A 26690-nucleotide genomic window follows, 5' to 3' on the forward strand; every position below is an offset into this window, starting at 1 on the left:
CAAAGACTGACTGCGACCGTTCTGTGGCCTTCGCATCGACAGCGCCGATAAGCTGCGTCCCACATCCTACCCCTTGCGTCCATGGGAGGGTCGTTGTGAACCAAGCCCTACTGCCCGGGCTTGTGGGAAAGCCGATCCAGCGCGTCTCGAAGCGCAGTGGCGGCATCGCCACGCTCGTCAGCGGACATCAGCTCCGGTTCAAGTTCCAGCCTGAAGTGCGGCAGCTCGGTTCGAACGGCGCCACAAGCGCCCGCTAGATTGGCCTTCAGATCGATGACGCGGTAGGTGGCGACGGGATAGGCGATCCCCTTGACCTGGACGTGCCCCATCTCCTCACAGTCGATCATGTCCTTCACTTGCGCAAACGTCTCGTAGGAAATGAGGACGGTCCCCGGTGGCGCCTCCTGTTCCAGGCGCGAGGCGAGATTCACGGCGCCGCCGATTATCGTGTAATCCATCCGGTCCTCGCTGCCGAAGTTACCGACAGTGCAGTAGTCGGTATGGATGCCGATGCGGCAGCGCAGCGGTGTCTCAATTCCAATGTCACGCCAGATTTCGGCAAGTTCGCTCATCCGCTTTTGCATGGTGAGAGCCATCTGCACACACGCCAGCGCGTCCTCCTTGACGCCGCGCGTCTCAGGGTCGCCGAAAAACATCAGAATCGCGTCGCCGACATATTTGTCGATCGTCGCGCCGTGATCCGAAGCAATTTTCGACATTTCCGTCAGATAGTGATTGAGGAGCTGGGTGAGATCCTCGGATTCCATTTTGTCAGTGGTCTCGGTAAAGCCGGCGATATCGGAGAAGCATATTGTCAGTTTCTTCCGCTGGCTGGCGATTCTAACGTCTTGGCGGCCGGCGAATATCGAGCTGTACACTTGCGGCGCCAGGTATTTGGCCAGCTTGCTGGAAAGCGCCTCTAGGGCCGCGGACTTCTCGGCGAGGTTCTCCTCCCTTTGCTTCAGCTCGGTGATGTCCGAATAGACGGCGACCGTGCCGCCGGCGCTGATCCGCCGCTCGCTGATCATGATCCATCGGCCGTCGCCTCGCCGCTGCACCCATGGTTCGCCAGGATTGCGGTGTCGCCACAGGCGCTCGGCAACCCACTCCTCGACCCGCCCCTCGGCGTCCCTGATGTAGCCGCGCTCGGCGGATCGGCGAATGATCTCCTCGAATGCTGTGCCAGGGGTTAGCTCGGTCTCCAGGCCAGCGTAAAGCAGTTCGCGGTAGCGGCTGTTGCTGAGGACAAGCCGGTCCTCTCTGTCATAGAGAGCGAAACCTTCGGAAATGCTTTCGATAGCATCGACTAGCCGCTGACGCGCTTCTGCAACGTCGCGCAGGTTCTTTTCCTCGACCTCGACAGCAGTATCCCGGAAGAGCCTCAGCGCTTGGGCCATGCGCCCGATTTCGTCGCTGCCCGCCGCCGGCAGCGGCGCATGAAGGTTGCCCCCCGCAATCGCGAGCATGCCTTGGCTCACGGCCCCCAGTCGGGCGAGGAGGCTGCGGTCGACATAGAGCCAGACAACCAGAACCGAACTCAGGAGGCTGAGGAAGGCGGAGCCGAGCACAACCGCGGTGCCGTAGCGCTGGACGAGCGCAGCTTCGCGACCGGACGCAGCGATCTCCTGGTCTGCCATGGCGACCAGGCGATCGACGCCAGCGGTGAGATTGCGCGACAGTCGATTGTTCTCGGCCAGAAGCCTTTCGCCCTGTGCCAGGACAGCAAACTCGTCCTCCCGCGCCTTGGGGATGCTGTCCTCGCCGTCGGTCAAACCCTTGAACTCGTCGACACGCTGCCGGAAGCGGGTCCGCAGCTTTTCGTCGATCTCCGTGGAAACCTTTTCAAGAGCAGTGAGCGAACGGCGTAGCGGAAAAAGGATCAACGCCAGGTCGCCCGGCGTCGGCGTGTTCGCGACCTTTACCAGCGCGTCGTTGACCGCCGAGATCTCCAGCTGCGCCTTCTGCTGGGGGATGTAGGCCGCAATCGCCTGGACCAGCTCGGCCATCGCCGCTGCGCGTCGATCGGGCGACAGCGACGTATCGGCCGCGACCGCCCGCCATTGCGGGAGCCTGGAATCCATTACTAGGATGCCGGTGGCGACAAGGCGCTGGGCTCCGGTCGTCGTCGCGGCGAGGCGGTTCAGGAGCTCCTCCTTGCGGGCGACCACGTCGAGCCGGGCGACAACAAGAGAGTCGAGCTCCTTCAGGTTGCGCCTCAGAACAATCGCGGCTTCCTCGATCTCGGCCAAATGCACTGTGCCCAGCGTGGCATCCCGGAGGTCCGTGCGCAGGGCCTCGAGGCGGGACATCTCGAGCGCGACGGCAGCCGACACCTCGCTGTGCTGGGCCCTGCTTGTCGCTGCCAGCACCGATGGCGCGGCAGCAGCGACCCGTTCGGCCTGACGCGACAGCTGGAGGGAGGCGAGCGCCGACGGCACTCGATCCGTGGTAATTCGGTCGACGACGTCGCCAACCTGGAGGAAGGCATAAAGCGCCGCAGCGGTTGCCAGCACCGCAAGGGCGCTGATCCCGAAAAAGGCGAGCAACAGCCGGCCGCGTATGCCGAGGCGTTCAAGCATCTCGGCGAGTCGGAACAGTCCGGCCACACTGGTCTGCATCAGACTAGACATCTCAGCCGGCACGCCGGCGATCAGCGAACCCTATTCAACCGGCACGTATTCCCCGCCGCGCCAGACGTACCAAACCCAGCTCTGCTTCGTGAGGTCGCCCTTGTCGTCGAAATCGACCCGGCCGATGACAGTATCGAATTCCTGTTCGTGCAGTGCCGCAATGACGGCCTTCGGCTCCAGCGAACCTGCCTTCGAGACTGCCTGGGCCCAAACCTGGACCGCGCAGTAGCTCAACAGCGTGTAGCCGGCGGGTTCGAAATTCTCCGCACGGAACTGCTCAACGACCGCGGCCGCTTCGGGGCTTCGCCTCGGGTCCGCCGGGAACGTGAAGAGGGTCCCCTCCGCCGCGGGGCCGGCGATCAGGGCAAATTCCTCAGTCGCCAAAGCATCTCCGGATATGAGCTGAACCGTGTAGCCACTGTCGTGTGCAGCGCGAGCAATCAGCGCAACCTCGGCATGATACCCACCCACATATAAGGCGGAGACGCCGGCGGTCCGCAACGCAGCGACCTCGGCCGAATAGTCGTCCTTCCCGGGAATGTATGCGTCGTAAACGACCTTAGTCACGCCCCGCTTGTTCAGCTGCTTCCTGGTCTCGTCGGCGAGACCCTTCCCATAGGTCGAGTTGTCGTGGAGGATCGCAATCTTCTTGTTGCCCCAGCGATCGGCAAGGTAGTTGCCGGCGATGAAGCCTTGCGCGTCGTCGCGGCCAATGGTGCGAAAGACATTGGCACGGCCCTGTTCGGTCAGCTGCGGATTGGTCGAGCCTGGGGATATCTCAACGACGCCCGCCTCCTCGTACACTTTTGATGCGGGGATCGAGGCCCCGGAGCAATAATGCCCGACGACGAGCACGACCCCGTCAGCCACCAGCTTCTTGGCGGCCGCCACAGCTTGCTCGGGATCGCAGAAGTCGTCGACCGAGATGAGCCTCACCTTCTGGCCGAGCACGCCGCCCGCCGTGTTGACGTCGGCCACTGCCATCTCCGCGCCGCGCTGTCCCTGCTCGCCGATCCAGGCAAGCCGTCCTGTCATCGCAGCCGAGACCCCGACCAGCACCTCCGCCCGCGCGGAACTGAATACGGCCGCGAGAACTGCGATCGCTATGGCGATGATGCGGTGCATGCGTGCATCCTCTGTCAGTAGCTTACGCCAATCCCGTCAGAGCCGACAGCCCCTTCGGCAAGCGCGGCTGTCTCGGGCTGCTATTGCAGCGCACACCCAATTTGGCGAAGCCATCATACACTGGAATGGCGTGTCATAACTCGTTCGCTGAGGTCGGAATCGCGCACGCGTTGGGCACGCCATAGGTCAGGCCGGTGCCGAGCCAGGCCAGGAAGGGCCGGGATCTTGGCGCCTGAGGCGATCACCTGCGCTGATAGACCTGCAGGCAGCTGGTGCCGGTCAGGCGGGTGCCGGCGCCCGCGGCATCAAGTCCGTCGCGGCGGCCGTCGCGTCCAGTACCTCAGGCGGCGCGCCGGCTTTGTTTCCGTGAATCTCGCTATGCCGCATTGCACAATCGCCTCGCCTGCGCAAAATGCGGCATGATCCGCAAATCCCTCACTGTCCTGGTGATCGATGAAAACCACATCCGCGCTTCCATAATCGAAGCGGGACTGCGGGAGGCCGGGCATCAGCAGGTCACGGTCATCCACGACGTCGCCGGCATAGCGCGGCGGATCGCCGAGATCGAACCCGACGTCATCGTCATCGATCTCGAAAATCCCAACCGCGACATGCTCGAAAACATGTTCCAGCTTTCGCGCGTGGTGAAGCGGCCGATCGCCATGTTCGTCGACCGTTCGGACCAGGCGTCGATCGAGGCAGCGGTGGAAGCCGGGGTGTCGGCCTATGTCGTCGACGGCCTGCGCCAGGAGCGGGTCAAGCCGATCCTCGACATGGCGATCAGCCGCTTCAATGCGTTTTCGCGCATGGCGCGCGAACTGGAAGAAGCCCGCAGCGAGTTGGAGAGCCGCAAGGTGATCGATCGCGCCAAGGGCATCCTGATGAAGTCGCGCGGCCTGTCGGAGGACGCGGCCTACACGCTGTTGCGCAAGACAGCCATGAACCAGAACTGCAAGATCGCCGAAATCGCGCAGAGCCTGGTGACGGCGGCAGGGCTTCTGGATCCCGAGGAGAGTTGAGAATGGCGGCCGAGCACCGGATCAATGTTGGCTTCATGCCGCTCTTCGACAGCGCCGTCCTTGTCGCGGCGAAGGAAATCGGCTTCGCCTTGCGTGAAGGCATCGACCTGACGCTCAACCGGGAAACGTCCTGGGCCAACATCCGCGACCGCATCGCCATCGGCCATTTCGACCTGGCGCATATGCTGGGGCCGATGCCGATCGCCTGCAATCTGGGGCTGACGCCGCTCGCCTCCGACACCGTCGTGCCGTTCTCGCTCGGCCTCGGCGGCAATTGCGTGACGGTTTCGAACGCGGTCTGGGCCGGCATGGCCGCGCACGGCGCCCGGCCCGATCTCGATCCGGCGCGGGCCGGTAAGGCGTTGCGAGCGCTGATCCGTGAACGGGCGAATGGCGGCGGCGATCCGCTGCGCTTCGCCGTCGTCCATCCGCACTCCGGGCACAACTACGAACTGCGCTACTGGCTCGCCGCCTGCGGCATCGACCCGTCGCGTGAAATCGAAATCGTCATCGTGCCCCCGCCATTCATGGCCGACGCGCTCGCCGCCGGCAGGATCGACGGCTACTGCGTCGGCGAACCCTGGAACAGCGCCGCGGTCGTCGCCGGCACCGGCCATATCGCCACGGTCAAGGCGGCCATCTGGAAGACCAGCCCGGAGAAAGTCGTCGGCGTGCGCAAGGCATGGGCCGAAAGAGAGCCGGACGCGCTTTCGGCTCTGCTGCGCGCGCTGCATCATGCGGCGCGCTGGTGCCAGGACCCGGCAAATCGTGGCGAACTCGCGGCCCTGATGGCGCAGCCAGCCTTCCTCGGCCTGGCGCCGGCGCTGCAGATGCCGATCCTCAGCGGGCATCTGGCGCTCGGCGGCGGCGCCGAACTGAGCGTCGGCGACTTCTTTCTGCCCTTCGACAAGGCGGCGAACTTCCCGTGGAAGAGCCATGCGCTGTGGTTCTACACGCAGATGGTGCGCTGGGGGCATGTCGCGCACACGCCGGAAAACCTCGCTATTGCCCGCGACTGCTACCGCCCCGATCTCTACCGCTCGGCGTTGAAGCCGCTTGGCGTGGCGCTTCCCGGTGCCAATGCCAAGGTCGAGGGCGCGCTGAAGGCCGCGACTCCGGTCGGTTCGGCGGGGGCAAGCCTGGTGCTCGGTCCCGATGGTTTCTTCGACGGTCAGATCTTCGATCCCGACGAGATCGACGCCTACATTGCCGGCCAGAAATTGGCGCGCGCCGAAGTCTGATCATTTCGGCGCCATTCTTGTGCACTGCACAAAAAATGTGCGTGCAACTGCGCTAATGAACAATCTTTGGCTTGCTCGCCCGGCGGGCCGGGGCGCCGACGATTTTGGCAGGCCGTTGATCTCATTGATGCTTATCATCCATTCCGAAACTGGCACGGTTCCTGCGTTGCAATAGGCAGACTCTTCTCGGGGTCACGGAATAGGCGTCCAATGGCGGGCGCTACAGGCAAAGCTGCCGCTCAGGTCAACACGCGATCCCGGATGGACGGACGCGCGAGGCCTGGCCGGCGGCTTTTTTGTTTTGGTCGAACACGCAATCGACGGCGCCGATCCCAAGCCGCGCCCAACCGGAGATGACGATGACGAAAAGCACCAATAGCCATTCCGCCCAAACGGCGATCAGCCGCCGCGATTTCCTGAGGATCAGCGCGGCCACCGCGGCAACGCTGGCCGCGGCGCGTGCGCTGCTGCCCTCCGGCGCCTATGCGGCTACCGCCGTACCGGAAGTCACGGGCGCCAAGCTCGGCTTCATCGCATTGACTGATGCAGCACCGTTGATGATCGCCAAGGAGAAAGGCCTGTTCGAGAAATTCGGCATGCCCGATGTCGAGGTGCTCAAGCAGGCCTCCTGGGGGGCGACGCGCGATAATCTGGTGCTCGGCGGCGAAGCCAACGGCATTGACGGCGCCCATATCCTGACGCCGATGCCTTATCTGATGCACACCGGCAAGGTGACGCAAAACAAGCAGCCGCTGCCGATGGCGATCGTGGCGCGCCTCAACTACGACTGCCAGGGCATTTCCGTTGCCCAGGAATATGCCGCCACCGGCGTCGCCCTCGACGCCTCCAGGCTGAAGGATGCCTTCGCCGCCCAACAGGCCGCTGGCAAGGAGGTCAAGGCCGCCATGACCTTCCCGGGCGGCACGCACGACCTCTGGCTGCGCTACTGGCTGGCCGCCGGCGGCATCGATCCCGACAAGGACGTCTCGACCATCGTCGTGCCGCCGCCGCAGATGGTCGCCAACATGAAAGTCGGCAACATGGACGTGTTCTGTGTCGGCGAGCCGTGGAACGAGCAGCTCGTTCACCAGGGCGTCGGCTTCACCGCCGCTACCACTGGCGAGCTATGGAAGGGCCATCCGGAAAAGGCGCTCGGCCTGCGCGCCGCCTTCATCGACAAGTATCCGAACGCCACCAAGGCGATCCTGATGGCCGTCATGGAAGCCCAGCAATGGTGCGAAGCCAAGGAAAACAAGGACGAGATGGCCGCCATCATCGGCAAGCGGCAATGGATGAACGTGCCGACCGCCGACATCATCGGCCGCCTCAAGGGCGACATCAATTACGGCAATGGCCGCGTCGCCAACGGCACAGATCTCTACATGAAGTTCTGGCAGGGCGGCGTGTCCTATCCCTTCAAGAGCCACGACAGCTGGTTCCTCGCCGAAAACATCCGCTGGGGCAAGTTCGCGCCGACCACCGACATCAAGGCGCTGGTCGCCCAGGTCAATCGCGAGGATCTGTGGCGCGAAGCGGCCAAGGATCTTGGTGTCGCCGCGGCCGATATCCCGGCGTCTTCATCGCGCGGCGTCGAGACCTTCTTCGACGGCAAGGTGTTCGATCCGGAGAACCCGTCCGCCTATCTCGACAGCCTGAAGATCAAGGCATCGGCCTGAACGGTGCAAACGGCGCTCGCGCCGTTTGTCGCCGCAAGCGCAACGGCGCCCTTGTCGTCAAATGCCAAAGGAACGTTCGAGAAATGTCTATCCAAGCCATCAAGGACCGCAAGGTGAAGCCGTTCCCCGCGCCTTCCAAGCCCGCCGAAATCATCGCCTTCACCGCCAGGGCGCGGCGTCGCTTCGACCCGGCCGCAATCTCAGGCAAGCTGGCCAGCACGCTGGTGCCGCCGGTCATCGTCGTCGCCATCATGCTCGTCGTCTGGCAGATCGCCTGTTCGTCGCCGACGGCCAGCCTGCCGCCGCCAAGCCAGGTTTGGAACGAGGCCTATGACCTGATCGCCCATCCGTTCTTCAACAATGGCCCGCAGGACATTGGGCTCGCCTGGCGGGTGCTGATCTCGCTGCAGCGCGTCGCCATCGGCTTTGGCCTTGCGGCGGTCGTCGGCGTCGCGCTCGGCGCTCTGGTCGGCCAGTCGATCTGGGCGATGCGCGGCCTTGATCCGGTGTTCCAGATCCTGCGCACGGTACCGCCGCTCGCCTGGCTGCCGCTGTCGTTGGCGGCGTTCCGCGATTCCAGCCCGTCGGCAATCTTCGTCATCTTCATCACCTCGATCTGGCCGGTGATCATCAACACCGCCGTCGGCGTCCGCAACATTCCAGAGGACTATCGCAACGTCTCCCGCATCCTCAGGCTCAACCAGCTCGAATTCTTCGTGAAGATCATGGTGCCGGCCGCGGCACCTTACATCTTCACCGGCTTGCGCATCGGGATCGGTCTGTCCTGGCTCGCCATCGTCGCCGCCGAAATGCTGACCGGCGGCGTCGGTATCGGCTTCTTCATCTGGGATGCCTGGAATTCGTCGCGGCTGCCCGACATCATCGTCGCACTCGCCTATATCGGCGTCACCGGCTTTTGCCTCGACCGCCTGGTCGCGGCGGTCGGCGTCTTCGTCACCCGCGGCACAACGGCAAAGTGAGGAGATGGACGATGACGGCCTATCTGAAACTCGACCATATCGATAAATCCTTCATGCGCGGCGGCCAGGTCAGCGACGTCCTGAAGGACATAAGACTGACCATCGACAAGGGCGAATTCGTCTCGATCATCGGCCATTCCGGCTGCGGTAAGTCGACCTTGCTCAATCTAATCGCCGGGCTGGCCAAGGTCTCCGCCGGCGCGGTTCTGTTGGAGGACAAGGAGGTCGACAGCCCCGGTCCCGAACGCGCCGTGGTGTTCCAGAACCACAGCCTGCTGCCATGGCTGACCGTCTACGAAAACATCAACCTCGCGGTATCCAAGGTCTTCGGCGGCAAAAAGAGCCGGGCCGAACGGCATGACTGGATCATGCGCAATCTCGATCTCGTGCAGATGGCGCATGCGAAAGACAAGCGCCCAGCGGAGATTTCGGGCGGCATGAAGCAGCGCGTCGGCATTGCGCGCGCGCTCGCCATGGAGCCGAAGATTCTTTTGCTCGACGAGCCGTTCGGGGCGCTCGACGCGCTGACCCGTGCGCATCTGCAGGACGCGGTGATGGATATCCATTCCAGACTCGGCTCGACGACGATCATGATCACTCACGATGTCGACGAGGCGGTGCTGTTGTCCGACCGCATCGTCATGATGACCAACGGGCCGGCGGCCACCATCGGCGAGGTTCTTCCCGTGCCGCTGGCCCGGCCGCGTCGGCGCATCGAGCTTTCCTCCGACCGCACCTTCCTGCGCTGCCGCGAGGCGGTGCTGAAATTCCTCTACGAACGCCACCGCTTCGTCGAAGCCGCGGAGTGAGGCCATAACGGGAAAACGCGTCATCATCATTGGCAATCTGCATCGGCAATGGGCAATCTACCGCATTGCACAAATATTATGCTGCTGTGCAAGGCATTTTGACTAATCTTTGATCCGCTGCCGAGCTTGGTCAAAAGTCGCGCGGCTGCGGTTCACATTGATTTCATTCGATAATTAAGAGCGCTGTCGAATTGGCACGCTTCCTGCTTTCCAAAATGTAGGGCCCGTAAGGGCCAAGTGACACGGCGTCCAATGGCGGGCGCCACAGGCAAAGCTGCCGCTCAGGTCCACACGCGCTCCCGGAATCCCGGACGCGAAGACCTGGCCGGCGGCTTTTTTGTTTTGACGCAATCGACGGCGCTGGTCCCAAGCGGCGCCAACCGGAGACGACGATGACGAAACGGATCGGAACTGGCGCGTGCCTCGCCGAATTCACGCGCCGCCATTTTTCTGGCCAGCAGCGCGCTGTTCACCGCCGCGCTCGTCCTCTTTCCCGCTGGCGTCAAGACTGACGGCAAAGGTCGAAGTGACCGTGCACAGCTCGGTTTCAACCAGTTCGCCGATGCCGCGCCGCTGACAGTCGCGAACGAACAGCCAAGGGCGGTGCCTCCCTCGCCGCAGACCGGAGCCAGAAAATGACCGCAAATCTCCCAGCCGCGCGCAGCCAGGACACTGCCCCCCGGCAGGCGCTTGTGATGTCCACCATCGCCTTCACCGTCTGCTTCGCGGTGTGGACGATCTTTTCAATCATCGGCGTGCGCATAAAGCAGGAGCTGGGGCTGAACGAGACGGAGTTCGGCCTGCTCGTCGGCACGCCGATCCTCACCGGCTCGCTCGTGCGTATGGTGCTCGGTGTCTGGACCGACCGTTTTGGCGGTCGGCTGGTATACACCGCGACCATGCTCGCGGCGGCAGTCGCGACCTTCCTGCTCGCGTTTGCGCACACCTACGGGCAGATGCTGGTCGCCGCGCTAGGCGTTGGGCTCGCCGGGGGTTCCTTCGCCGTCGGTGTCGCCTATGTCTCGCGCTTCTTCCCGGCCGGCAAGCAGGGTACGGCGCTTGGCATTTTCGGTGTCGGCAATGTCGGCGCCGCGGTCACCAAGTTCCTGGCACCGTTCGTGCTTCTCTCCTGGGGCTGGCAGTCGGTCGCGCTGATCTGGGCGGCAGCGCTCGTCGTTATGGCCGCCGTCTTCTGGGTCACGACCGGCGACGATCCGGTCATTCGCGAGCGCCGCGCCGGCAAGGCAGCGCCCGCGAGAAGCTTCTTGCAGGAATTCGCGCCGCTCAAGAACCTGCAGGTCTGGCGTTTCGCCTTGTATTATTTCTTCGCTTTCGGTGCATTCGTGGCGCTGTCGCTGTGGCTGCCCCGCTACCTGATCGGCGTCTACGGCTTCGGGCTTGCGACCGCCGGCATGATCGGCGCGGCCTATTCAATTCCGGCAAGTATTTTCCGCGCCTATGGCGGCGTGCTTTCCGACCGGATCGGCGCCCGCACCGTGCTCTACTGCACCTTCGCTGTCAGTGCCGTCGCGACTCTCGTTCTGTCTCTCCCCTCGGCAGACTACGTCGTGCGCGGTATCAGCGGGCCGATCGCCTTCCATTTCGAGATCGGCCCGCTCGCCTTCATAGCCGTGGCCTGTGTGCTCGGCTTCTTCATGAGCCTCGGCAAGGCCGCCGTCTACAAGCACATCCCGGTTTACTATCCGCAGAGTGTCGGCGCGGTCGGCGGCGTTGTCGGCATGATTGGCGGGCTCGGCGGCTTTATCCTGCCAATCGCCTTCGGCGTGCTCAACGACCTCACCGGCGTCTGGTCGAGCTGCTTCATGCTGCTCTTCGTCATCGTCGCCACCTGCTTTGCCTGGATGCATTTTTCCATCCGGCGGATGGAGCGCACGGCGTCTGCCGAAGCTTCAGGCCTTTCCTACGCGGCTGAGTGAGAGCGGAGTGGATCAGGACATGACCGAAAAACTTGTCATCATCGGCAACGGCATGGCCCCCGGGCGCATGCTGGAGCATCTCCTGGAAAAGGCGCCTGGGCGCTACCAGGTCACCATCTTCAACGCCGAGCCGCGCGTGAACTACGACCGCATCATGCTGTCGCCGGTTCTGTCGGGCGAAAAGGCCTATGAGGAGATCATCATCCATGGCGACGGCTGGTACATCAAGCACGGCATCACCCTCTACAAGGGCCACAAGATCGTCGCCATCGACCGGCAGGCAAAGACCGTCACCTCCGATCATGGCGTGACCGAACCTTATGACAAACTCGTCATCGCCACCGGCTCGGTGCCGTTTATCATTCCGGTGCCCGGCCATGACCTGCCGGGCGTGCTCACCTATCGCGATCTGGACGACGTCCGGGCCATGATGCTTGCCGCCCAGTCGCGGGCCAAGGCTGTCGTCATTGGGGGCGGCCTGCTCGGGCTCGAGGCGGCAGCGGGCTTGAACTCGCAAGGCATGGACGTCACCGTGCTGCACGTCATGCCGACGCTGATGGAGCGTCAGCTCGATCCGGCCGCAGGCTATCTCCTGCAGCGTGCCGTCGAGCAGCGCGGCATCAAGGTCATCACCAAGGCCAACACGCAGGCGATCACCGGCAACGGCAAGGTCGAGCGGGTGGAGCTTGCCGACGGCACCGTCATTCCCGCAACGCTCGTCGTCATGGCGGTGGGTATCAGGCCGAACGCGGTGCTGGCGAAGGAAGCCGGCATTGCCGTCAATCGCGGCATCGTCGTCGACGCCGGCATGCGCAGCAACGACCCGGACATCTACGCAATCGGCGAATGCGCCGAGGTCAACGGCCAGGTCTACGGGCTGGTCGCGCCTCTCTATGAGATGGCGCGCGTCGCCGCCAGCCAGCTGGCTGGTAACGAGACGGCGGCTTTCGTCCATATGGACACGCCGACCAAGCTCAAGGTCACCGGCATCGACCTGTTCTCGCTCGGCGACTTCGCCGAGGGCGAGGACCGCCAGGAGATCGTGCTGCGCGATGCCGCCGCCGGCGTCTACAAACGCCTGGTGCTGAAGGACGACCGCATCATCGGCACCGTGCTTTATGGCGAGACGGCGGACGGCGCCTGGTTCAACGACCTCAAGAAGAAGCAGACCGACATATCCGAGATGCGCGACACGCTCATCTTCGGCCAGTCCTACCAGGGAGGCGCCCCCCTGGACCCTATGGCGGCCGTTGCAGCCTTGCCGGATGATGCGGAAATCTGCGGCTGCAACGGCGTATGCAAGGGAAAGATCACCGGCGCGATCACGGCCAAGGGCTTGACCTCGCTCGACGATGTGCGCGCCCACACCAAGGCGTCGGCGTCCTGCGGTTCCTGCACCGGGCTGGTCGAAAAGCTCATGGTGCTGACCATCGGCGACAAATACAACCCCGCGGCGGTCCAGCCGATGTGCAGCTGTACCTCGCTTGGCCATGACGAGGTCCGCCGGCTGATCAAGGCCAAGGGCCTGAAGACCATTCCCGCCGTCATGCAGGAGCTGGAGTGGAAGACCTCTTGCGGCTGCGCCAAATGCCGGCCGGCGCTCAACTATTATCTCGTCTGCGACTGGCCCGACGAATACGCCGACGATTACCAGTCGCGCTTCATCAACGAGCGCGTCCACGCCAACATCCAGAAGGACGGCACCTATTCGGTAGTGCCGCGCATGTGGGGCGGCGTCACCAACGCCGCCGAATTGCGCGCCATCGCCGATGTCGTCGACAAGTTCGACATTCCGATGGTCAAGGTCACCGGCGGCCAGCGCATTGACATGCTCGGCATCCGCAAGGAAGACCTGCCGGCAGTGTGGGCCGATCTCGGTCAGGCCGGCTTCGTCTCCGGCCACGCCTATGCCAAGGGACTGCGCACGGTGAAGACCTGCGTCGGCTCGGACTGGTGCCGCTTCGGCACGCAGGATTCGACCGGCTTGGGCATCCGTATCGAAAAATTCATGTGGGGCTCTTGGACGCCGGCCAAGGTCAAGATGGCGGTGTCGGGCTGTCCCCGAAACTGTGCCGAGGCGACCTGCAAGGATGTCGGCGTGATCTGCGTCGACAGCGGCTATGAGATCCATTTCGCCGGCGCCGCCGGCCTCGACATCAAGGGCACCGAAGTGCTTGGCCTGGTCAAGACCGAGGACGAGGCGCTGGAGCATATCGTGGCGCTGACGCAGATGTATCGCGAGCAGGGCCGCTATCTCGAGCGCATCTACAAATGGGCCAAGCGCATCGGCATCGCCGAGATCAAGCGTCAGATCATGGACGATGGCGAGAAGCGCAAGGCCTATTTCGACCGATTCGTCTTTTCGCAGAAATTCGCGCAGGTCGACCCGTGGTCGGAACGTGCTTCCGGCAAGGACAAGCATGAATTCCGGCCGATGGCTTCGGTCGGTTTTGCGCAGGCGGCGGAGTAGGCGCGTGTCCCCGAAAAGTGGAATGCGGTTTTCGGACAAGAATACGCGCAAAAGAGGAATGGCCACATGAATTGGGTATCGATCGGCTCCCTGTCTGACATTCCGCGTCGCGGTGCGCGCTGCGTGGCAACGCCCGAAGGCAAGATCGCCGTCTTTCGTACGGCTGACGATCAGGTCTTTGCCATCGATGACCATTGCCCGCACAAAGGTGGGCCGCTCAGCCAGGGCATCGTCCATGGCACGGCTGTGACCTGTCCCTTGCACAATTGGGTGATCTCGCTGGAGACAGGCAAGGCGCTTGGCGCCGACGAGGGCGCGGTGCGCACCATCGCGGTGCGGATCGACGGCGAGCGGCTGTTCATTGCGCTGGAAGCGCTGGCCAGCCGCGCGGCGTGAACCATGCAGATTAATGAAGCGCGCGAGGTGAGGACCACCTGTCCCTATTGTGGGGTGGGTTGCGGCGTGCTGGCGAAGGTCGCCGCGGACGGTGAAATAACCGTTCGTGGCGACCCGGACCACCCGGCGAATTTCGGCCGGCTCTGCTCCAAAGGCTCGGCGCTGGCCGAGACCACCGATCTCGAAGGCAGGCTGCTTCATCCGGAAATCCACGGTCGCCGCGCCGGCTGGGACGAAGCGCTCGACCTTGTCGCTTCGACTTTCTCGCAAACCATTGCCGAACACGGCCCCGATTCGGTCGCCCTCTACGTCTCCGGCCAGTTGCTGACCGAGGACTATTACGTCGCCAACAAGCTGATGAAAGGTTTCATCGGCTCGGCCAATATCGACACCAATTCGCGCCTGTGCATGGCATCGTCCGTCGCCGGCCACCGCCGCGCCTTTGGCTCGGACACCGTTCCGGGAAATTACGATGATCTGGAACTTGCCGACCTGATCGTGCTGGTCGGCTCCAATCTCGCCTGGTGCCATCCGGTGCTCTACCAGCGCATCGCGGCGGCCCGGGAAAAGCGGCCCGAGATGAAGGTGGTGCTGATCGACCCACGCCGCACCATGACGTCGGACATCGCCGACATGCATCTGGCGATCGCGCCCGATGGCGACGTTGCTTTGTTCACCGGCCTGCTCGCCTATCTCGGCCAGCACAACGCGTTGGACCGCACCTATATCACGGCGCACACCACCGGCTTCGGGCAAGCGCTTTTCGCCGCCTCGGCGCTCGACCTGGCCGGCATCGCCGCAGCCACCGGCCTTGGCGAGGATGAACTGGGCCGCTTCTACAGTCTGTTTGCCGCGACGGCGAAGACGGTGACCGTCTACAGCCAGGGCGTGAACCAGTCGTCTTCGGGCACCGACAAGGTCAACGCTATCATCAACTGTCATCTAGCCACCGGCAGCATCGGCAAGCCCGGCGCCGGGCCATTCTCGGTGACCGGCCAGCCCAACGCCATGGGCGGCCGTGAGGTCGGCGGCATGGCCAACATGCTGGCCGCCCACATGGAGCTCGAAAACCCCGAGCACCGGAACCGCGTGCAGCGCTTCTGGAACGCGCCGGCTGTCGCCGAAAAACCCGGCCTGAAGGCGGTCGAGATGTTCGAGGCGGTGGCGGACGGACGCATCAAGGCGCTGTGGATCATGGCGACCAACCCAGTCGATTCGATGCCGGATGCCGATGCCGTCGAAGCGGCGATCAAGGCCTGCCCGTTTGTCGTGGTGTCGGACGTGCTGGGCGAGACCGACACGGTCCGCCACGCCCATGTCCGGCTGCCGGCGGCGGCATGGGGCGAGAAGGACGGCACCGTCACCAATTCGGAACGCCGCATCTCGCGCCAGCGCGCCTTTTTGACCACGCCCGGCGAGGCAAGAGCCGACTGGTGGATCATCGCCGAAGTGGCCAAGCGGATGGGTTTTGGCGAGGCGTTTTCGCATGTGTCGCCGGCCGACATCTTCGCCGAGCACGCGGCGTTGTCGGCATTCGAGAATGATAGTGCTCGCGATTTCGACATCGGCGCTTATGCCGATGTGGATGCAGAGACCTATGAGGAGTTGGCGCCATTCCAGTGGCCAGCGCCGAGCCAAGCCACCCCCCTCTGGCCTGCCGGCCATCTCCCCCGCAAGGGGGGAGATCGGCTATCATCACGGCCTTCGCTAATCTCCAATGCCGCAAGGGGAGAGCCGGCGCCAAAGCTGCCAATCTCCCCCCTTGCGGGGGAGATGGCCGGCAGGCCAGAGGGGGGTGCTCAGGCTGAAAGTGAAAAAGACTTGGGGGTTCAGGCAAGACGAGCCTCACTTACCACCCGCTTCTTCGCCAACGGCAATTTCTACACGCCCGACCGCAAGGCGCGCTTCATTGCCATCCGCCCAGCCGCACAGACCCGCACCAGCCTGGACTACCCGTTGGTGCTCAACACCGGGCGCGTGCGCGACCATTGGCACACCATGACGCGGACCGGCAGGAGCACGCGCTTGTCGCAGCACATGGCCGAACCGTTCGTCGAAATCCACCCGTCGGATGCGCAGCACTTCGACATCGGCGATGCCGAGATCGTCCGCGTCTCGACTGCCCATGGCGAGGTGCTGGTCCGCGCCCTGGTGACGGCGCGTCAACGCCAAGGCTCTGTATTCGTACCGATGCACTGGACCGATCAGTTCTCCGCCCGCGCGCGTGTCGATGCGTTGGTCGCGCCGACGACCGATGCGATTTCAGGCCAACCGGCCTCAAAGAATGTTGCCGCTCGCATCGAGCGGTTCGCCGCCACAGCCTTCGGCTTCGCCGTGCTTGCCGAACGGCCCGCATCGATCGACGCCGATTACTGGAGCCTCGCCCGCAGCCCCGCCGGCTGGCGGCTTGAAATTGCGCTGCAGGACAGCCGCGACTGGACCGGGTTGGCCGCCGCGCTGTTAGGCATGGAAGGCGAGACGCTCGCCTATCACGACATCGCCGGCGGGCACCATCGCTTCGCCCGTTTCGCAGGCAATCGGCTGGTCGGCGCGCTCTATCTTGCGCCTACGCCGGTAGCGGTGTCGCGCGGCTGGGCGGTCGAACAACTTGGTGCTGACCATGCCGATCGGCAGGCGCGGCTGGCGATTGTCGCCGGGCGGCCGGGCGGCAACAGCGTCGACCGCGGTGCCATCGTCTGCGCCTGTTTCGGGGTCGGTGCCAACCAGATCGCGGAAGCGGTACGCGGCGGCTGTACCAGCGTCGCGGCAATCGGCGCCGCCCTTCACGCCGGCACCAATTGCGGCTCTTGCCGCGCCGAGATCAAGACCATTATCGACGGGCGGCGTCTGCAAGCTGCGGAGTGATGCGCCGAGGAACTCTGCCGCGCCGCTGCATGATGCTTACTAGCAATTTACAAGCCATGGGCTACCAACGTTCTGACTTCGATTCGCTCGGAACGGGAGCCTCATGAGCAAAGCCCTGACCTCATTCGCGCTTGCCGCCGTGCTGACGGCCTTGCTGATGGCGCTCAGCCTGACGGTGGCCAGGCATGGCTATCCCTATGGCGCGATCGGCGCCAAGCGCCTGAGCGACGTTGCCGATGCGGGGACGTTCATTCCGCTCGCGGCGGTCTATTTTTTCAGCGCACTCCTGATGATGGTTCTGCCGATCAGGCTCGCCGGCATCGTCCTGACACATGCCGCCGATGCGATCTTCTGGACGGTCATCGTGTTGTTTGCGGTCATCGTTGGATGTCTCGCCGCGAGGTTTGCTTTCGGTCAGCGCGATGTGCTCCCGGCACTGCTGAACTGGCGGTTCCTGTTTGTCGCAGCCATCGTCGGATGCAATCTCTTCATCAACGAGCTGCGCCGCAACATCCTGTTGCGAAGCCTGTTCTTCGTCGTCTTCGCCGTAGCGACACTGGCCTGCCTGTTTTGGTCCTTCACCGTCTGAGCATGTGCGACCCGTCGGGCAGACGGCCTAATTCTTGTCGACCGGCTTCGAACGCATGCGCGAAACGGTCTCACGCTCGGCCCGCTTCGAACGCATCGGCGGCAGGCCGCGGTCGACCAGGTCCATGTCTTCCAGCACCATGTCGCCCATCCGCTTGAAAGCGATGTCGAGCGCACCGGCCCGGTGGGCGGAGCGCAGGAACCCCGGCAATGTGCGGACCGGGTGATCCTGGGCAAGCGGCTCCTCAGGAAAAACATCGCTGGCGGCGACGATATGGCCGCTGCGGACGGCGTCCATCAGTGCCGGGAAATCGACCACGCCCGCTCGGCTGAGCAGGATGAAAGCGGCTCCCTTGCGCATCCTGGCAAACGCCTCGGCGCCGAGGAAGCCCTGGTTTTCGCTAGTCACCGAAGCGACGACGAAGACGAAATCGCTGTTCGACAGAACGTCGTCGAGAGAGGCCGGCTCAACGCCGTTTTCGATCAGGATCGACGGCGGCAGCCACGGGTCGAAGGCTTTTGTCCGCGTGCGAAAGCCTGACAGCAGCCGGTTGAGCGCACGGCCAAGATCGCCGAAGCCGATAATGCCGACGTCCGCGCCGGAAAGAAGCCGCGCCGTCCGGTTGCCGTCGCCGCCCCAACGCTCCTTGCCCTGTCGAAAGGCGAGGTCGGCGTCGACGATGTCACGGGCGAGGTTGAGCGCCATGGCAAGGCCGAGTTCGGCCACCGGTTCTGCAAACACCAGCCCGGTGGTGACGACATGGATGCCGCGCGAAAACAGCGTCTCGTAGGGCATGTTGTTGATGAGGTTGCTCTCGACATTGAAGATGCAGCGCAGCGCCTTCATTTTTTCCAGCGTCTCCGGCGCGATAGGTGGCTGGCCGACGATGTAGCGCGCCTCGCCAAGGATATCGGCCGGCAGCGCCGCCACCGCTTCGGGCGATGTTTCGACGATGCGGTATTTCGATCGAAAGTTCGCCAGCGCGGCCGGCGTGAAGATCAGGTCGAGCGTGCGCGGTTCGGGTGCGCTGATCACCAGGGGCAAGGCGCTGTCGGACATGATACTTCACCTCCCGTGCGATCCGCGTCGCACCATACTAGAATCGTCTTTTCCCGCCCCGACACCTATCACATGCCTGTCGAGAAGGAGAAGTTTGCCTTCTTCGGCCTTGCGGTGCGGCGGTCGGTGGTCCAGATAGACGGCGATCGAAAGACGACAAGGAAGACAGCGACATGATCCCGTTTCGAAAGAACCTCATCGATGGCGAGTGGGTAGGCGATGCCGGCTCCCGCAACATCAACCCGTCCAATCTCGACGACGTGGTCGGCGAATATGCATCGGGGGGCGCGGAGCACGCTCGGCAGGCCATCGCGGCGGCGAAAGCGGCATTTCCGGCGTGGTCTCGATCGGGCCTGCTGGCCCGCCATGCGGTGCTGAGGAAGACGTCGGACGAGATCACCGCGCGGAAAGATGAAATCGGCCGGGCCTTGGCGCGCGAAGAAGGCAAGACGCTGGTCGAGGGCATCGGCGAGACCGTGCGGGCCGCCCAGATATTCGATTTTTTCGCCGGCGAGACGCTGCGTCTTTCGGGCGAGCTGGTGCCGAGCGTGCGGCCCGGCGTCGGCGTCGAGATCACCCGCGAAGCGGTCGGCGTCGTCGGCATCATCACGCCGTGGAATTTCCCGATCGCCATTCCGGCTTGGAAAATCGCTCCGGCGCTGGCCTACGGCAACACCATCGTCTTCAAGCCGGCGGAACTCGTTCCGGAGAGCGCCTGGACCATTGTCGACATCCTGCACCGCGCCGGGCTGCCCAAGGGTGTGCTCAATCTGGTCATGGGCAAAGGTTCGGTGGTCGGCCAGGCCATGCTCGACAGTCCTGACCTCAACGCGATCACCTTCACCGGATCGGTCGGCACCGGCAAGCGCGTCGCCGCCGCCAGCGTCGAGCACATGCGCAAGTTCCAGCTCGAAATGGGCGGCAAGAACCCGCTTGTAGTGCTCGACGATGCCGACCTTGCCGTCGCCGTCGACTGCGCTATCAACGGTGCCTACTTCTCGACCGGCCAGCGCTGCACGGCGTCGTCCCGGCTGGTGGTGACGGACGGCATCCACGACCGCTTCGTCGAGGCGCTCAAGGACCGCATGGCCAAGCTGGTCGTCGGCGACGCTCTCGATGCCAAGACCCAGATCGGGCCGGTTGTCGACCAGAGCCAGCTCAAACAGGACGAAGACTATATCGCCATCGGCCGTCAGGAAGGTGCGGACCTTGCCTTCGGTGGCGAGCGGCTCGATCGTGAAACCCGCGGCTTCTATTTGCAGCCGGCGCTGTTCACCGAAACCACCAACGCCATGCGCATCTCGCGCGAGGAGATTTTCGGACCGGTCGCCAACGTCATCCGCGTCAAGGATTATGACGAGGCGCTGGCGGTGGCCAACGACACGCCGTTCGGCCTGACCTCCGGTATCTGCACCTCGAGCCTCAAGCATGCCACGCACTTCAAGCGCAATTCGGAAGCCGGCATGGTCATGGTCAACCTGCCGACGGCCGGCGTCGACTTCCACGTGCCTTTCGGCGGACGCAAGGGATCGAGCTACGGCCCGCGCGAGCAGGGCCGCTATGCCGCAGAGTTCTACACCACGGTGAAGACCGCTTACACGTTTGCCGGCTAAGAAAAGACGGCAGACCAGCCAGGCAGGCGAGCAAATCGATGACATCTGAGAATACGGCCCTGACCTGGCTCAATCCGCCGCCGCACCACGCCTTCGGCAACAATACGGTGCATGTACGGACCGGCAAGGAGACCGACTTCTGGCGCGAGACGTTCTACGGCTTCTGGCGCGACAATGGCCATTTCCTCTATCGTGAGGTCGAGGGCGATTTCAGCGCCGAAGTCACGGTCAAGGGGCACTATGAGGTGCTTTACGATCAGGCCGGGCTTATGGTCCGCCTGAGCGAGACGCACTGGATCAAGGCCGGCATCGAATACACCGACGGGCTGATGTATTTTTCCGTCGTCGTCACCAACGATGCCTCCGACTGGTCGCTGGCCAGCATTCCCGCCGACCCCGACGGGGTCAGGATCCGCCTGACCCGCCATGCCGAGACGATCCGCGTCCAGTATCTGGACGCGTCCGACAAGCACTGGAAACCGGTGCGGCTTGCCTATTTCCCGCCGTCGAAAACGGTCGATGTCGGCATGATGTGCTGTTCGCCGCAGCGCGAGGGTTTCGAAGTGACATTCAGCGATTTTTCGATCGGCCCGCCGATCTCGCGGGAGCTTCACGACTGAGGCGCCGCGATGCGGTCGGGCGGTTTGCGTCGGGCCGGTCTCAGTAGGTCGCCCGGCCGCCGGAGACGTCGAAGACGGCAGCCGTCGTGAACGAGCATTCCTCGGAGGCGATCCAGCAAATCAGCGCCGCCACCTCCCCGACCTCGCCGAATCGCGCCATCGGTATTTTGGACAGCATGAAGTCGATGTGCTGCTGGCTCATCTGCTGGAAGATCGCGGTGCGCACAGCCGCCGGCGTGACGCAGTTCACCGTCACCTTGGTCTTGGCCAGTTCCTTGCCGAGCGATTTGGTCATGCCGATCACCGCCGCCTTGGAGGTGCTGTAGGCCGAGGCGTTCGGGTTACCTTCCTTGCCGGCAATCGAGGCGATGTTGACGATCCTGCCGTAATTGCGTTCGAGCATATGCGGGACCAGCGCCCTGTTGCAGAAGAAGACGCCGTTGATGTTGATGTCGATGACCCGGCGCCAATCCTCTACGGAATACTCCCAGGTCGTCATGTTAGGCCCGGTGATGGCAGCACTGGTGACAAGGATATCGACCGCGCCCAGCGCTTCGATAGTCTCTCCGGCGGCGGCTTCGACCGCTATGGGGTCGGCGACGTCGAGGGTGACGCTGTGCAGGCCTGGAACAATGGCCTTGGCCTGTTCGATCTGGGCGGCATCGCGATCCCAGACCGAAACACGTCCGCCTTCGTCAGTGATCCTTTGCGCGACGGCCAGGCCGATGCCTGAGGCGCCGCCGGTGATAACAGCAGATCGTCCGGCAAATCGTCCCGCGAAACTCATCGACATGTTCGTCCTCCTCCCAATCGGCGGCGAATGTGAAGTCAACGGCGGACAAGTTCAAGCACGGACTCGCAGCCTTAGAACAGCTTGTGATGGGCCAGCACCGGGCAATTGGACGGCACTGCCTCCTGGCCAAATCGTCTCGTCCGGTATTGCGAGAACTGCAGGAGCGACGCGCCCAGTTGGCATTTGGGTGACAGGCGGTGCCGGATGCGTTATATTGCACTGCACAATGCGAGCGCCTGCAGGCGAGGCTCCCATCGATCCGATGAATCGCCCATGAAATCGGCCCATGAATCGGCATTGAGCTGCAAGGACGGAAAACCGATACCGAGATGAAGATTCCAAAATCTCTGTTGATCGATCCGGACAAGAACACGGTTTATGGCAGCTTTGCCGTTGCCGTCTCGATCTGGGCGTTCTCCTACTCGACCATTTTCGGCCAGGCCATGATCCTGGCCTACTATGCAGTTTGGCTGCCGCTCATCCTGGTCGACTACCGCAAGATATTAAGGCACGCTTCCAGCGCCTGGCTTCCGCTGGCCTTTGCAACCTATGTCTGCTTTTCGGTGTTCTGGTCGGCAGCCCCCGGCACCACGGCAAGGACGGCCGTCCAATATTGTTCCCATATCGCCTGCGCCTACATTGCCGCACGCACCGTCAGCGTTCGGACCTTGACCATAGGCGCCCTGATCGGGATTTTCGTCGTCCTGCTCTACTCGCTCAAGGTCGCGAGTTATTCCTACGACGTTCTCGATGGGACGTACAATTTCGTCGGCGCGTTCAGCTCCAAGAACCAGATCGGCTTTGTCGCATCGCTTGGCATCTATTTCTGCGTTGTCTACCTCGCCTTTCTCAGGCGGGGCCGGACAAGCTTTTTGTTGATCGTACCGATTGTCCTTCTATCGGGCTATCTACTGGTCGTGTCGCATTCGGCCACTTCGATGGCATCGACCCCGGCGGTTCTCGCTCTGGTCGCCCTGCTTTCCATCGGCAAGGTGCTTTCGCTCCGCCATCGCCGGGTGATTTTCATGATCGGTGCGGGCGGGCTGGTCGCCTGCACCGTGATTGCGCTGAATCTCGGGCTGATGGACTTTGTCCTTGGTCTTTTCGGCAAGGATTCGACGCTCACCGGACGAACCTACCTCTGGCAGCAGGGCTGGAATGCCGCGCAGCAATCGCCCGTGCTCGGCGTCGGCTACGCGGCCTATTGGGTGCAGGGCTTCTCCGAGGCCGAGCGGCTGTGGAACGAATTCTACATCGCCGCGCGAAGCGGCTTCCACTTCCACAACACCTACATCGAGACCTTGGTGGAACTCGGCTTCGTCGGCGCGACACTGCTTTCGCTGATTATCCTGCGCACGCTCTGGGGTCACGTCTCGGCGCTGATATTCAGGACATGGCAAGCCGACTCCGTGATTCTTGCCGGCGTCATGGTGCTTCTGTTCATCCGATCCTTCGTCGAGGTCGAGACCCTCAATCCCTACATCATGGGATCGTTCCTGCTGTACTATAGCTACTTCAAGCTGGTGAGGGTGCCGGCCGTCGCTCCTTCCCGGTGGAACGCCGTGAATCATCTGGAGGAACCGGACGCCGTGCGAGGCTAGAGCGGGCCGATCCCAAACGGCAAAAAACCCCGCAGACCGCTGCCCACGGGGTTGGTGCTTCGCTCCGGTGGAAAGAAGCTACTGGATGGCCAGGGGCGCCGGTTTGACCTTGATCACGTCCCCTGGCAGCACCGGCGTGTCTTCATCGGCGGTGATTTCGCTGGTCTTGCCGTCGACCACCCGCACCAGGGAAAAAGACAAGGCCGCTGGTTCGTTGTTGCCATAGAATTGCGGCATGGGGCTGCCCGACAAGGCTTCGGACATCAGGGCCTTTTCCATGTTCAGCTTCAGCGTCACCTCGTTGAGATCGGCTTCCGTCTGTTGCCGGTCGGTCGCGAGGCTGGAGTTCTGGGTGTTCTCGAGATCGATGGCGTCCTGGGTGGCCTTGCTGATCGACTGCTTGGCCGTGAGAATCGCCGTTTCGTAATCCAGGATCTGGCCCTCAAGGTCGGCGATGGTTTGCTGCGAGTTCAAAACCCGCGTGTTGACGACCAGGCCCTTTTGCGCCAGCGAGCCGATGCCGTTGAGCTGCTCCTTCGCCAGATCAACCTGCTTCTGCTGGTTGATGATCTTTTTCTGCAGCGAGTCGATCTCGCTCTGCAGCAGCGCCTTCAAATCGTCGAGCGCCTGCAAGCGCAGCTTGAGTTTCTTCTGGTCGGCCGCCAGGATCGCCGTCTCATCGGCAACGATGCTGGGCAGCTTCGGATCGTCGGCCACCTCTTTCGGCACCGCGAATGTCGGCTTGTCCGCCAGTTCCGCCTCGATGCGGGCGCGCTTGACGGTCAGCCTGACCAATTGGTCTTGTAGTACGTCGAAATTGCCCTTGGCGTTGATCAGGTCGCGATCGTAGCGCTGTCCGCTCTCCGGGGTCCGCCGGGCTCCGCCGGCAATGCTCATCGCTTTCAGCACGGTCAACCCAGGCACACAAGGATACTGGCCAGGCGCTTGCACCTCGCCGGAGATGTAGAATGGCCGGTACTGCGCCATTTCGACGGAAGCCTCCGGCCTGTCGGCCAGAGCGAGCTTGCGCTGCAGCGCCTCGCCGAGCGATGCGGCGATCTCCGAAGTCGTCTTGCCGGATGCGGGCATCTCGCCGACGAAGGGAACCGACAAGGTTCCAGCGGGCCCGACCGTGTATTCTCCATTGATGGCCGACCAGTCGCGGAACGTGCCTTCGACGGTCTGCCATTCCGCCACGCGGATGGTCAGCTTGTCCTGTGCTCCAAGCCGATAGTCGTCGGCGAAGGCAAACTGTGGCAGGGCCAGCGACAGCGTCAGGCCGGTCGCCACTGTAAGGCAAGTCGTCAAAAGTCGTACTCGCCGCATGCGTCTGGAGAGAATGCCGGTGCAAAAAATATCGATTATATCTGCTTTCAACTGAGCGTTTCCGATCTGGTTTGCCCCGCCCGATGAGCTGCCGATGCCTGAGTTAGGGGCCTGAGTTCCGGGCCCGAATTCTGGACAGTTGCTCCTCGATGCACGGCCAGCAAGCGGCCGTCAGTAGCAGCCTCGCGACATCCAGACCGCAGGTACGGTCTTGATGATGATGCGAATGTCTTCGAACATCGACCAGTTCTCGACATAGTGCCTGTCGAACGCGACGCGGCTGTCGTAGGAAACGTCGTTGCGTCCGCTGACCTGCCATAGCCCGGTCAGGCCGGGGCGCGATTTCAGGTAATAGACGGCCGAATTGCCATAGATCTCCAGCTCATCGCGCACCACGGGACGAGGCCCGACCAGGCTCATATCCCCTTGCAGGATGTTGATGATCTGCGGCAACTCATCGAGGCTGAGCTTCCTCAGCACCGCTCCGACGCGCGTGATCCGCGGGTCGTTCTTCAGCTTGCGGGTCGCGATCCATTCGGCGCTGGCCTCCGGATTCGCGGCGAGATAGGCAGCAAGCACCCGCTCGCCGTCTGGAACCATGGTGCGGAACTTGAGGCACGGAAAAATCCGTCCTCCGCGGCCGATCCGGCTATGACCATAGAAAATCGGCCCGCCATCGGAAAACTTGACAAGCAGCGCTATCATCACGAACAGCGGGCTGAGAGCGACCAGGCCGATCAGCGAACCGGCAATATCGAAGCTGCGTTTGAGCAGGCCGCCGATCGGTGGCGGAAAATCGACACCGGCCTGCGAAAAATCCGCATCGGCCGGCTTGGCTACGTCCCTCATGCGTAAACTCCATACGTTGAACGGATGGTTTACCGCACGATACCAAAAAAATGCTGCAGCGCAACACACAATTTCCCAGACGGCTGTAATAGTCGCGTCATGAACTGACTAAATAATAAACTCGTCCTGCACAAAATTTCGCCTTTATGTCGCAAAAGAGACGGATTATGGGCGATTTTGGAAAAGCTAGTCCAATTTTGAGGCTGATTTTAGGCGAATCGCTCATTATACCCTGCTGTGGAGCTTTGTCGTCATTTAGAATTTCAAAGTAACGACTGATGTTGCAATAAAATACTAGTCGATATCGTAAATTTTACTGGAGCGAGTCGATATTCCGGCAATCAGTGGTGATGCCGACGTGTGCATTGCACCATGGCAGAGTCGATCCCGAGGATTCGTTTAAAATTTATTCCGCAGCTGCCCTTGCCGGCTATTGCGCGGCTCAATAGAGTTGCAAATTGTTTCTGTCGGACTAGACAGATTGGGCTAGGCCGGAAGCAACCGGCCAGAAGCGGGCAACCTAAATAAGCTCGCAGAGTTTAAGGGAGGTGCTCGGGGTGGGCTTGTCGACATTTTTTCCCGAGCCGGTGGGTGGGCTATCGGGTATGTCACTGCCAAAGTTCATTATCGGAATGTGTTTTGCGCTGGCGATCGTGATCGTCTGGTCCTATTTGGGCGGCGCCTCGCTCGGCACGACGCTGTTTCGCGTCATCGGCTGTGCCATAGTCATCCAAATGGGTTATTTTCTACTGGTCTTTGCCATGGTCGCCAGAAATGCCCCGACCCCGGCCGACAAAATTCGCGACGCTGAACGAAAGCTGAGTTCGAACGAGGCGGCCGAAGGCGAGAAGTTCAGCGCAAGGAGAGGCCTTCACTGATTTCGGCCCTGGCCGGGTCTGCGATGTCCATGTGACCTGTGGTTAAGCTTGCCGGGCCTCTGACGAATTGCTCGCCTCAACAACACCGGCAGTCGGCATTCCTGTTCTTTCGTTTCCTTGACACTGCGGGCCTCGACGCGCTCGCTCCGCCCCGCCGCAGTCCGGTCGGCCAGGACCAGCAACTGGTTTTCCGCCAGTCGAGCGCTCTGATGGA

At 62.8% G+C, this 26690-nt stretch carries 21 protein-coding genes; 14 read left to right on the forward strand and 7 right to left on the reverse strand.

Features of this window, described 5'->3' with window-relative positions; translation table 11 throughout:
- Nucleotides 1-107: 107 nt before the first annotated feature.
- Nucleotides 108-2579: a PAS-domain containing protein gene (locus NKI79_RS04885; RefSeq protein ID WP_352800595.1), complete on the reverse strand. Its 2472-nt coding sequence runs from the start codon at nt 2577-2579 to the stop codon at nt 108-110.
- An 81-nt stretch (nt 2580-2660) separates the two neighbouring features.
- Nucleotides 2661-3755 (reverse strand): branched-chain amino acid ABC transporter substrate-binding protein, encoded by a 1095-nt coding sequence (locus tag NKI79_RS04890; RefSeq protein WP_352800205.1) that lies wholly within the window; start codon nt 3753-3755, stop codon nt 2661-2663.
- Between the two features lie 419 nt (nt 3756-4174).
- Here NKI79_RS04890 and NKI79_RS04895 point away from each other — a divergent pair, with 419 nt between their 5' ends.
- The 5 genes from NKI79_RS04895 (at nt 4175) to NKI79_RS04915 (ending at nt 9480) form a co-directional block, all read left to right on the forward strand.
- A complete protein-coding gene (locus NKI79_RS04895) occupies nt 4175-4774 on the forward strand; it encodes an ANTAR domain-containing response regulator (RefSeq protein WP_352800207.1) in 600 nt (199 codons plus the stop codon).
- A 2-nt stretch (nt 4775-4776) separates the two neighbouring features.
- Complete coding sequence (locus tag NKI79_RS04900) at nt 4777-6015, forward strand: CmpA/NrtA family ABC transporter substrate-binding protein (protein WP_352800208.1); 1239 nt, start codon at nt 4777-4779, stop codon at nt 6013-6015.
- Between the two features lie 359 nt (nt 6016-6374).
- Nucleotides 6375-7691 (forward strand): CmpA/NrtA family ABC transporter substrate-binding protein, encoded by a 1317-nt coding sequence (locus tag NKI79_RS04905; protein ID WP_352800210.1) that lies wholly within the window; start codon nt 6375-6377, stop codon nt 7689-7691.
- 83 nt (nt 7692-7774) lie between these two features.
- Nucleotides 7775-8671, forward strand: a complete 897-nt coding sequence (gene ntrB / locus NKI79_RS04910; RefSeq protein ID WP_352800211.1) for a nitrate ABC transporter permease — start codon at nt 7775-7777, stop codon at nt 8669-8671.
- Nucleotides 8672-8682: 11 nt separating this feature from the next.
- Nucleotides 8683-9480: an ABC transporter ATP-binding protein gene (locus NKI79_RS04915; protein WP_254816079.1), complete on the forward strand. Its 798-nt coding sequence runs from the start codon at nt 8683-8685 to the stop codon at nt 9478-9480.
- A gap of 281 nt (nt 9481-9761) precedes the next feature.
- Here NKI79_RS04915 and NKI79_RS04920 read toward each other — a convergent pair whose 3' ends face one another.
- Entirely contained in the window at nt 9762-9953 is a 192-nt protein-coding gene (locus NKI79_RS04920; protein ID WP_352800213.1) for a hypothetical protein, read from the reverse strand.
- Nucleotides 9954-10115: 162 nt separating this feature from the next.
- Between NKI79_RS04920 and NKI79_RS04925 the strand changes: the two genes are divergently transcribed.
- The 5 genes from NKI79_RS04925 (at nt 10116) to NKI79_RS04945 (ending at nt 17737) form a co-directional block, all read left to right on the forward strand.
- Nucleotides 10116-11417 carry an MFS transporter gene (locus NKI79_RS04925; RefSeq protein WP_352800214.1) on the forward strand — a complete coding sequence of 434 codons (1302 nt, stop codon included), beginning with the start codon at nt 10116-10118 and terminating at the stop codon, nt 11415-11417.
- Between the two features lie 19 nt (nt 11418-11436).
- On the forward strand, nt 11437-13887 hold the full coding sequence (gene nirB / locus NKI79_RS04930; protein WP_352800215.1) for a nitrite reductase large subunit NirB: 2451 nt from the start codon (nt 11437-11439) through the stop codon (nt 13885-13887).
- 66 nt (nt 13888-13953) lie between these two features.
- Nucleotides 13954-14283 (forward strand): nitrite reductase small subunit NirD, encoded by a 330-nt coding sequence (nirD, locus tag NKI79_RS04935; protein WP_254816082.1) that lies wholly within the window; start codon nt 13954-13956, stop codon nt 14281-14283.
- 3 nt (nt 14284-14286) lie between these two features.
- Entirely contained in the window at nt 14287-17148 is a 2862-nt protein-coding gene (locus tag NKI79_RS04940; RefSeq protein ID WP_352800216.1) for a nitrate reductase, read from the forward strand.
- Between the two features lie 103 nt (nt 17149-17251).
- Nucleotides 17252-17737, forward strand: coding sequence for a hypothetical protein (locus NKI79_RS04945; protein WP_352800217.1), 486 nt, complete (start codon nt 17252-17254; stop codon nt 17735-17737).
- A gap of 27 nt (nt 17738-17764) precedes the next feature.
- Here NKI79_RS04945 and NKI79_RS04950 read toward each other — a convergent pair whose 3' ends face one another.
- Nucleotides 17765-18796 (reverse strand): hydroxyacid dehydrogenase, encoded by a 1032-nt coding sequence (locus tag NKI79_RS04950; protein ID WP_352800219.1) that lies wholly within the window; start codon nt 18794-18796, stop codon nt 17765-17767.
- A gap of 176 nt (nt 18797-18972) precedes the next feature.
- On the opposite strand from NKI79_RS04950, the gene NKI79_RS04955 reads away from it, so the two are divergent.
- Nucleotides 18973-20409 (forward strand): aldehyde dehydrogenase family protein, encoded by a 1437-nt coding sequence (locus tag NKI79_RS04955; protein ID WP_254816386.1) that lies wholly within the window; start codon nt 18973-18975, stop codon nt 20407-20409.
- A 38-nt stretch (nt 20410-20447) separates the two neighbouring features.
- Nucleotides 20448-21029 carry a DUF1349 domain-containing protein gene (locus NKI79_RS04960; RefSeq protein ID WP_352649794.1) on the forward strand — a complete coding sequence of 194 codons (582 nt, stop codon included), beginning with the start codon at nt 20448-20450 and terminating at the stop codon, nt 21027-21029.
- A 40-nt stretch (nt 21030-21069) separates the two neighbouring features.
- On the opposite strand, the gene NKI79_RS04965 is transcribed toward NKI79_RS04960, so the two are convergent.
- Nucleotides 21070-21822: an SDR family NAD(P)-dependent oxidoreductase gene (locus NKI79_RS04965; RefSeq protein WP_352649793.1), complete on the reverse strand. Its 753-nt coding sequence runs from the start codon at nt 21820-21822 to the stop codon at nt 21070-21072.
- A gap of 329 nt (nt 21823-22151) precedes the next feature.
- On the opposite strand from NKI79_RS04965, the gene NKI79_RS04970 reads away from it, so the two are divergent.
- Complete coding sequence (locus tag NKI79_RS04970; protein WP_352800221.1) at nt 22152-23423, forward strand: O-antigen ligase family protein; 1272 nt, start codon at nt 22152-22154, stop codon at nt 23421-23423.
- A gap of 78 nt (nt 23424-23501) precedes the next feature.
- On the opposite strand, the gene NKI79_RS04975 is transcribed toward NKI79_RS04970, so the two are convergent.
- Both NKI79_RS04975 and NKI79_RS04980 read right to left on the reverse strand, forming a co-directional pair.
- On the reverse strand, nt 23502-24749 hold the full coding sequence (locus tag NKI79_RS04975; protein WP_352800597.1) for a polysaccharide biosynthesis/export family protein: 1248 nt from the start codon (nt 24747-24749) through the stop codon (nt 23502-23504).
- Between the two features lie 171 nt (nt 24750-24920).
- Complete coding sequence (locus NKI79_RS04980; protein WP_352479827.1) at nt 24921-25598, reverse strand: sugar transferase; 678 nt, start codon at nt 25596-25598, stop codon at nt 24921-24923.
- 548 nt (nt 25599-26146) lie between these two features.
- Here NKI79_RS04980 and NKI79_RS04985 point away from each other — a divergent pair.
- Nucleotides 26147-26476 carry an exopolysaccharide production repressor protein gene (locus NKI79_RS04985; protein ID WP_352800223.1) on the forward strand — a complete coding sequence of 110 codons (330 nt, stop codon included), beginning with the start codon at nt 26147-26149 and terminating at the stop codon, nt 26474-26476.
- Nucleotides 26477-26690: the final 214 nt, after the last annotated feature.

It is taken from the genome of Mesorhizobium sp. M0340, from assembly GCF_040321535.1.
GTDB lineage: Bacteria > Pseudomonadota > Alphaproteobacteria > Rhizobiales > Rhizobiaceae > Mesorhizobium.

Coding starts and splice junctions, on each gene's coding strand:
- NKI79_RS04940 (WP_352800216.1), top strand. CDS start 14,287: ATGCAGATTAATGAAGCGCGCGAGGTGAGGACCACCTGTCCCTATTGT.
- NKI79_RS04975 (WP_352800597.1), bottom strand. CDS start 24,749: ATGCGGCGAGTACGACTTTTGACGACTTGCCTTACAGTGGCGACCGGC.
- NKI79_RS04945 (WP_352800217.1), top strand. CDS start 17,252: ATGAGCAAAGCCCTGACCTCATTCGCGCTTGCCGCCGTGCTGACGGCC.
- NKI79_RS04980 (WP_352479827.1), bottom strand. CDS start 25,598: ATGAGGGACGTAGCCAAGCCGGCCGATGCGGATTTTTCGCAGGCCGGT.
- NKI79_RS04950 (WP_352800219.1), bottom strand. CDS start 18,796: ATGTCCGACAGCGCCTTGCCCCTGGTGATCAGCGCACCCGAACCGCGC.
- NKI79_RS04970 (WP_352800221.1), top strand. CDS start 22,152: ATGAAGATTCCAAAATCTCTGTTGATCGATCCGGACAAGAACACGGTT.
- NKI79_RS04960 (WP_352649794.1), top strand. CDS start 20,448: ATGACATCTGAGAATACGGCCCTGACCTGGCTCAATCCGCCGCCGCAC.
- ntrB (WP_352800211.1), top strand. CDS start 7,775: ATGTCTATCCAAGCCATCAAGGACCGCAAGGTGAAGCCGTTCCCCGCG.
- NKI79_RS04965 (WP_352649793.1), bottom strand. CDS start 21,822: ATGTCGATGAGTTTCGCGGGACGATTTGCCGGACGATCTGCTGTTATC.
- NKI79_RS04885 (WP_352800595.1), bottom strand. CDS start 2,579: ATGCTTGAACGCCTCGGCATACGCGGCCGGCTGTTGCTCGCCTTTTTC.
- nirD (WP_254816082.1), top strand. CDS start 13,954: ATGAATTGGGTATCGATCGGCTCCCTGTCTGACATTCCGCGTCGCGGT.
- NKI79_RS04905 (WP_352800210.1), top strand. CDS start 6,375: ATGACGAAAAGCACCAATAGCCATTCCGCCCAAACGGCGATCAGCCGC.
- NKI79_RS04925 (WP_352800214.1), top strand. CDS start 10,116: ATGACCGCAAATCTCCCAGCCGCGCGCAGCCAGGACACTGCCCCCCGG.
- NKI79_RS04900 (WP_352800208.1), top strand. CDS start 4,777: ATGGCGGCCGAGCACCGGATCAATGTTGGCTTCATGCCGCTCTTCGAC.
- NKI79_RS04895 (WP_352800207.1), top strand. CDS start 4,175: ATGATCCGCAAATCCCTCACTGTCCTGGTGATCGATGAAAACCACATC.
- NKI79_RS04915 (WP_254816079.1), top strand. CDS start 8,683: ATGACGGCCTATCTGAAACTCGACCATATCGATAAATCCTTCATGCGC.
- NKI79_RS04890 (WP_352800205.1), bottom strand. CDS start 3,755: ATGCACCGCATCATCGCCATAGCGATCGCAGTTCTCGCGGCCGTATTC.
- nirB (WP_352800215.1), top strand. CDS start 11,437: ATGACCGAAAAACTTGTCATCATCGGCAACGGCATGGCCCCCGGGCGC.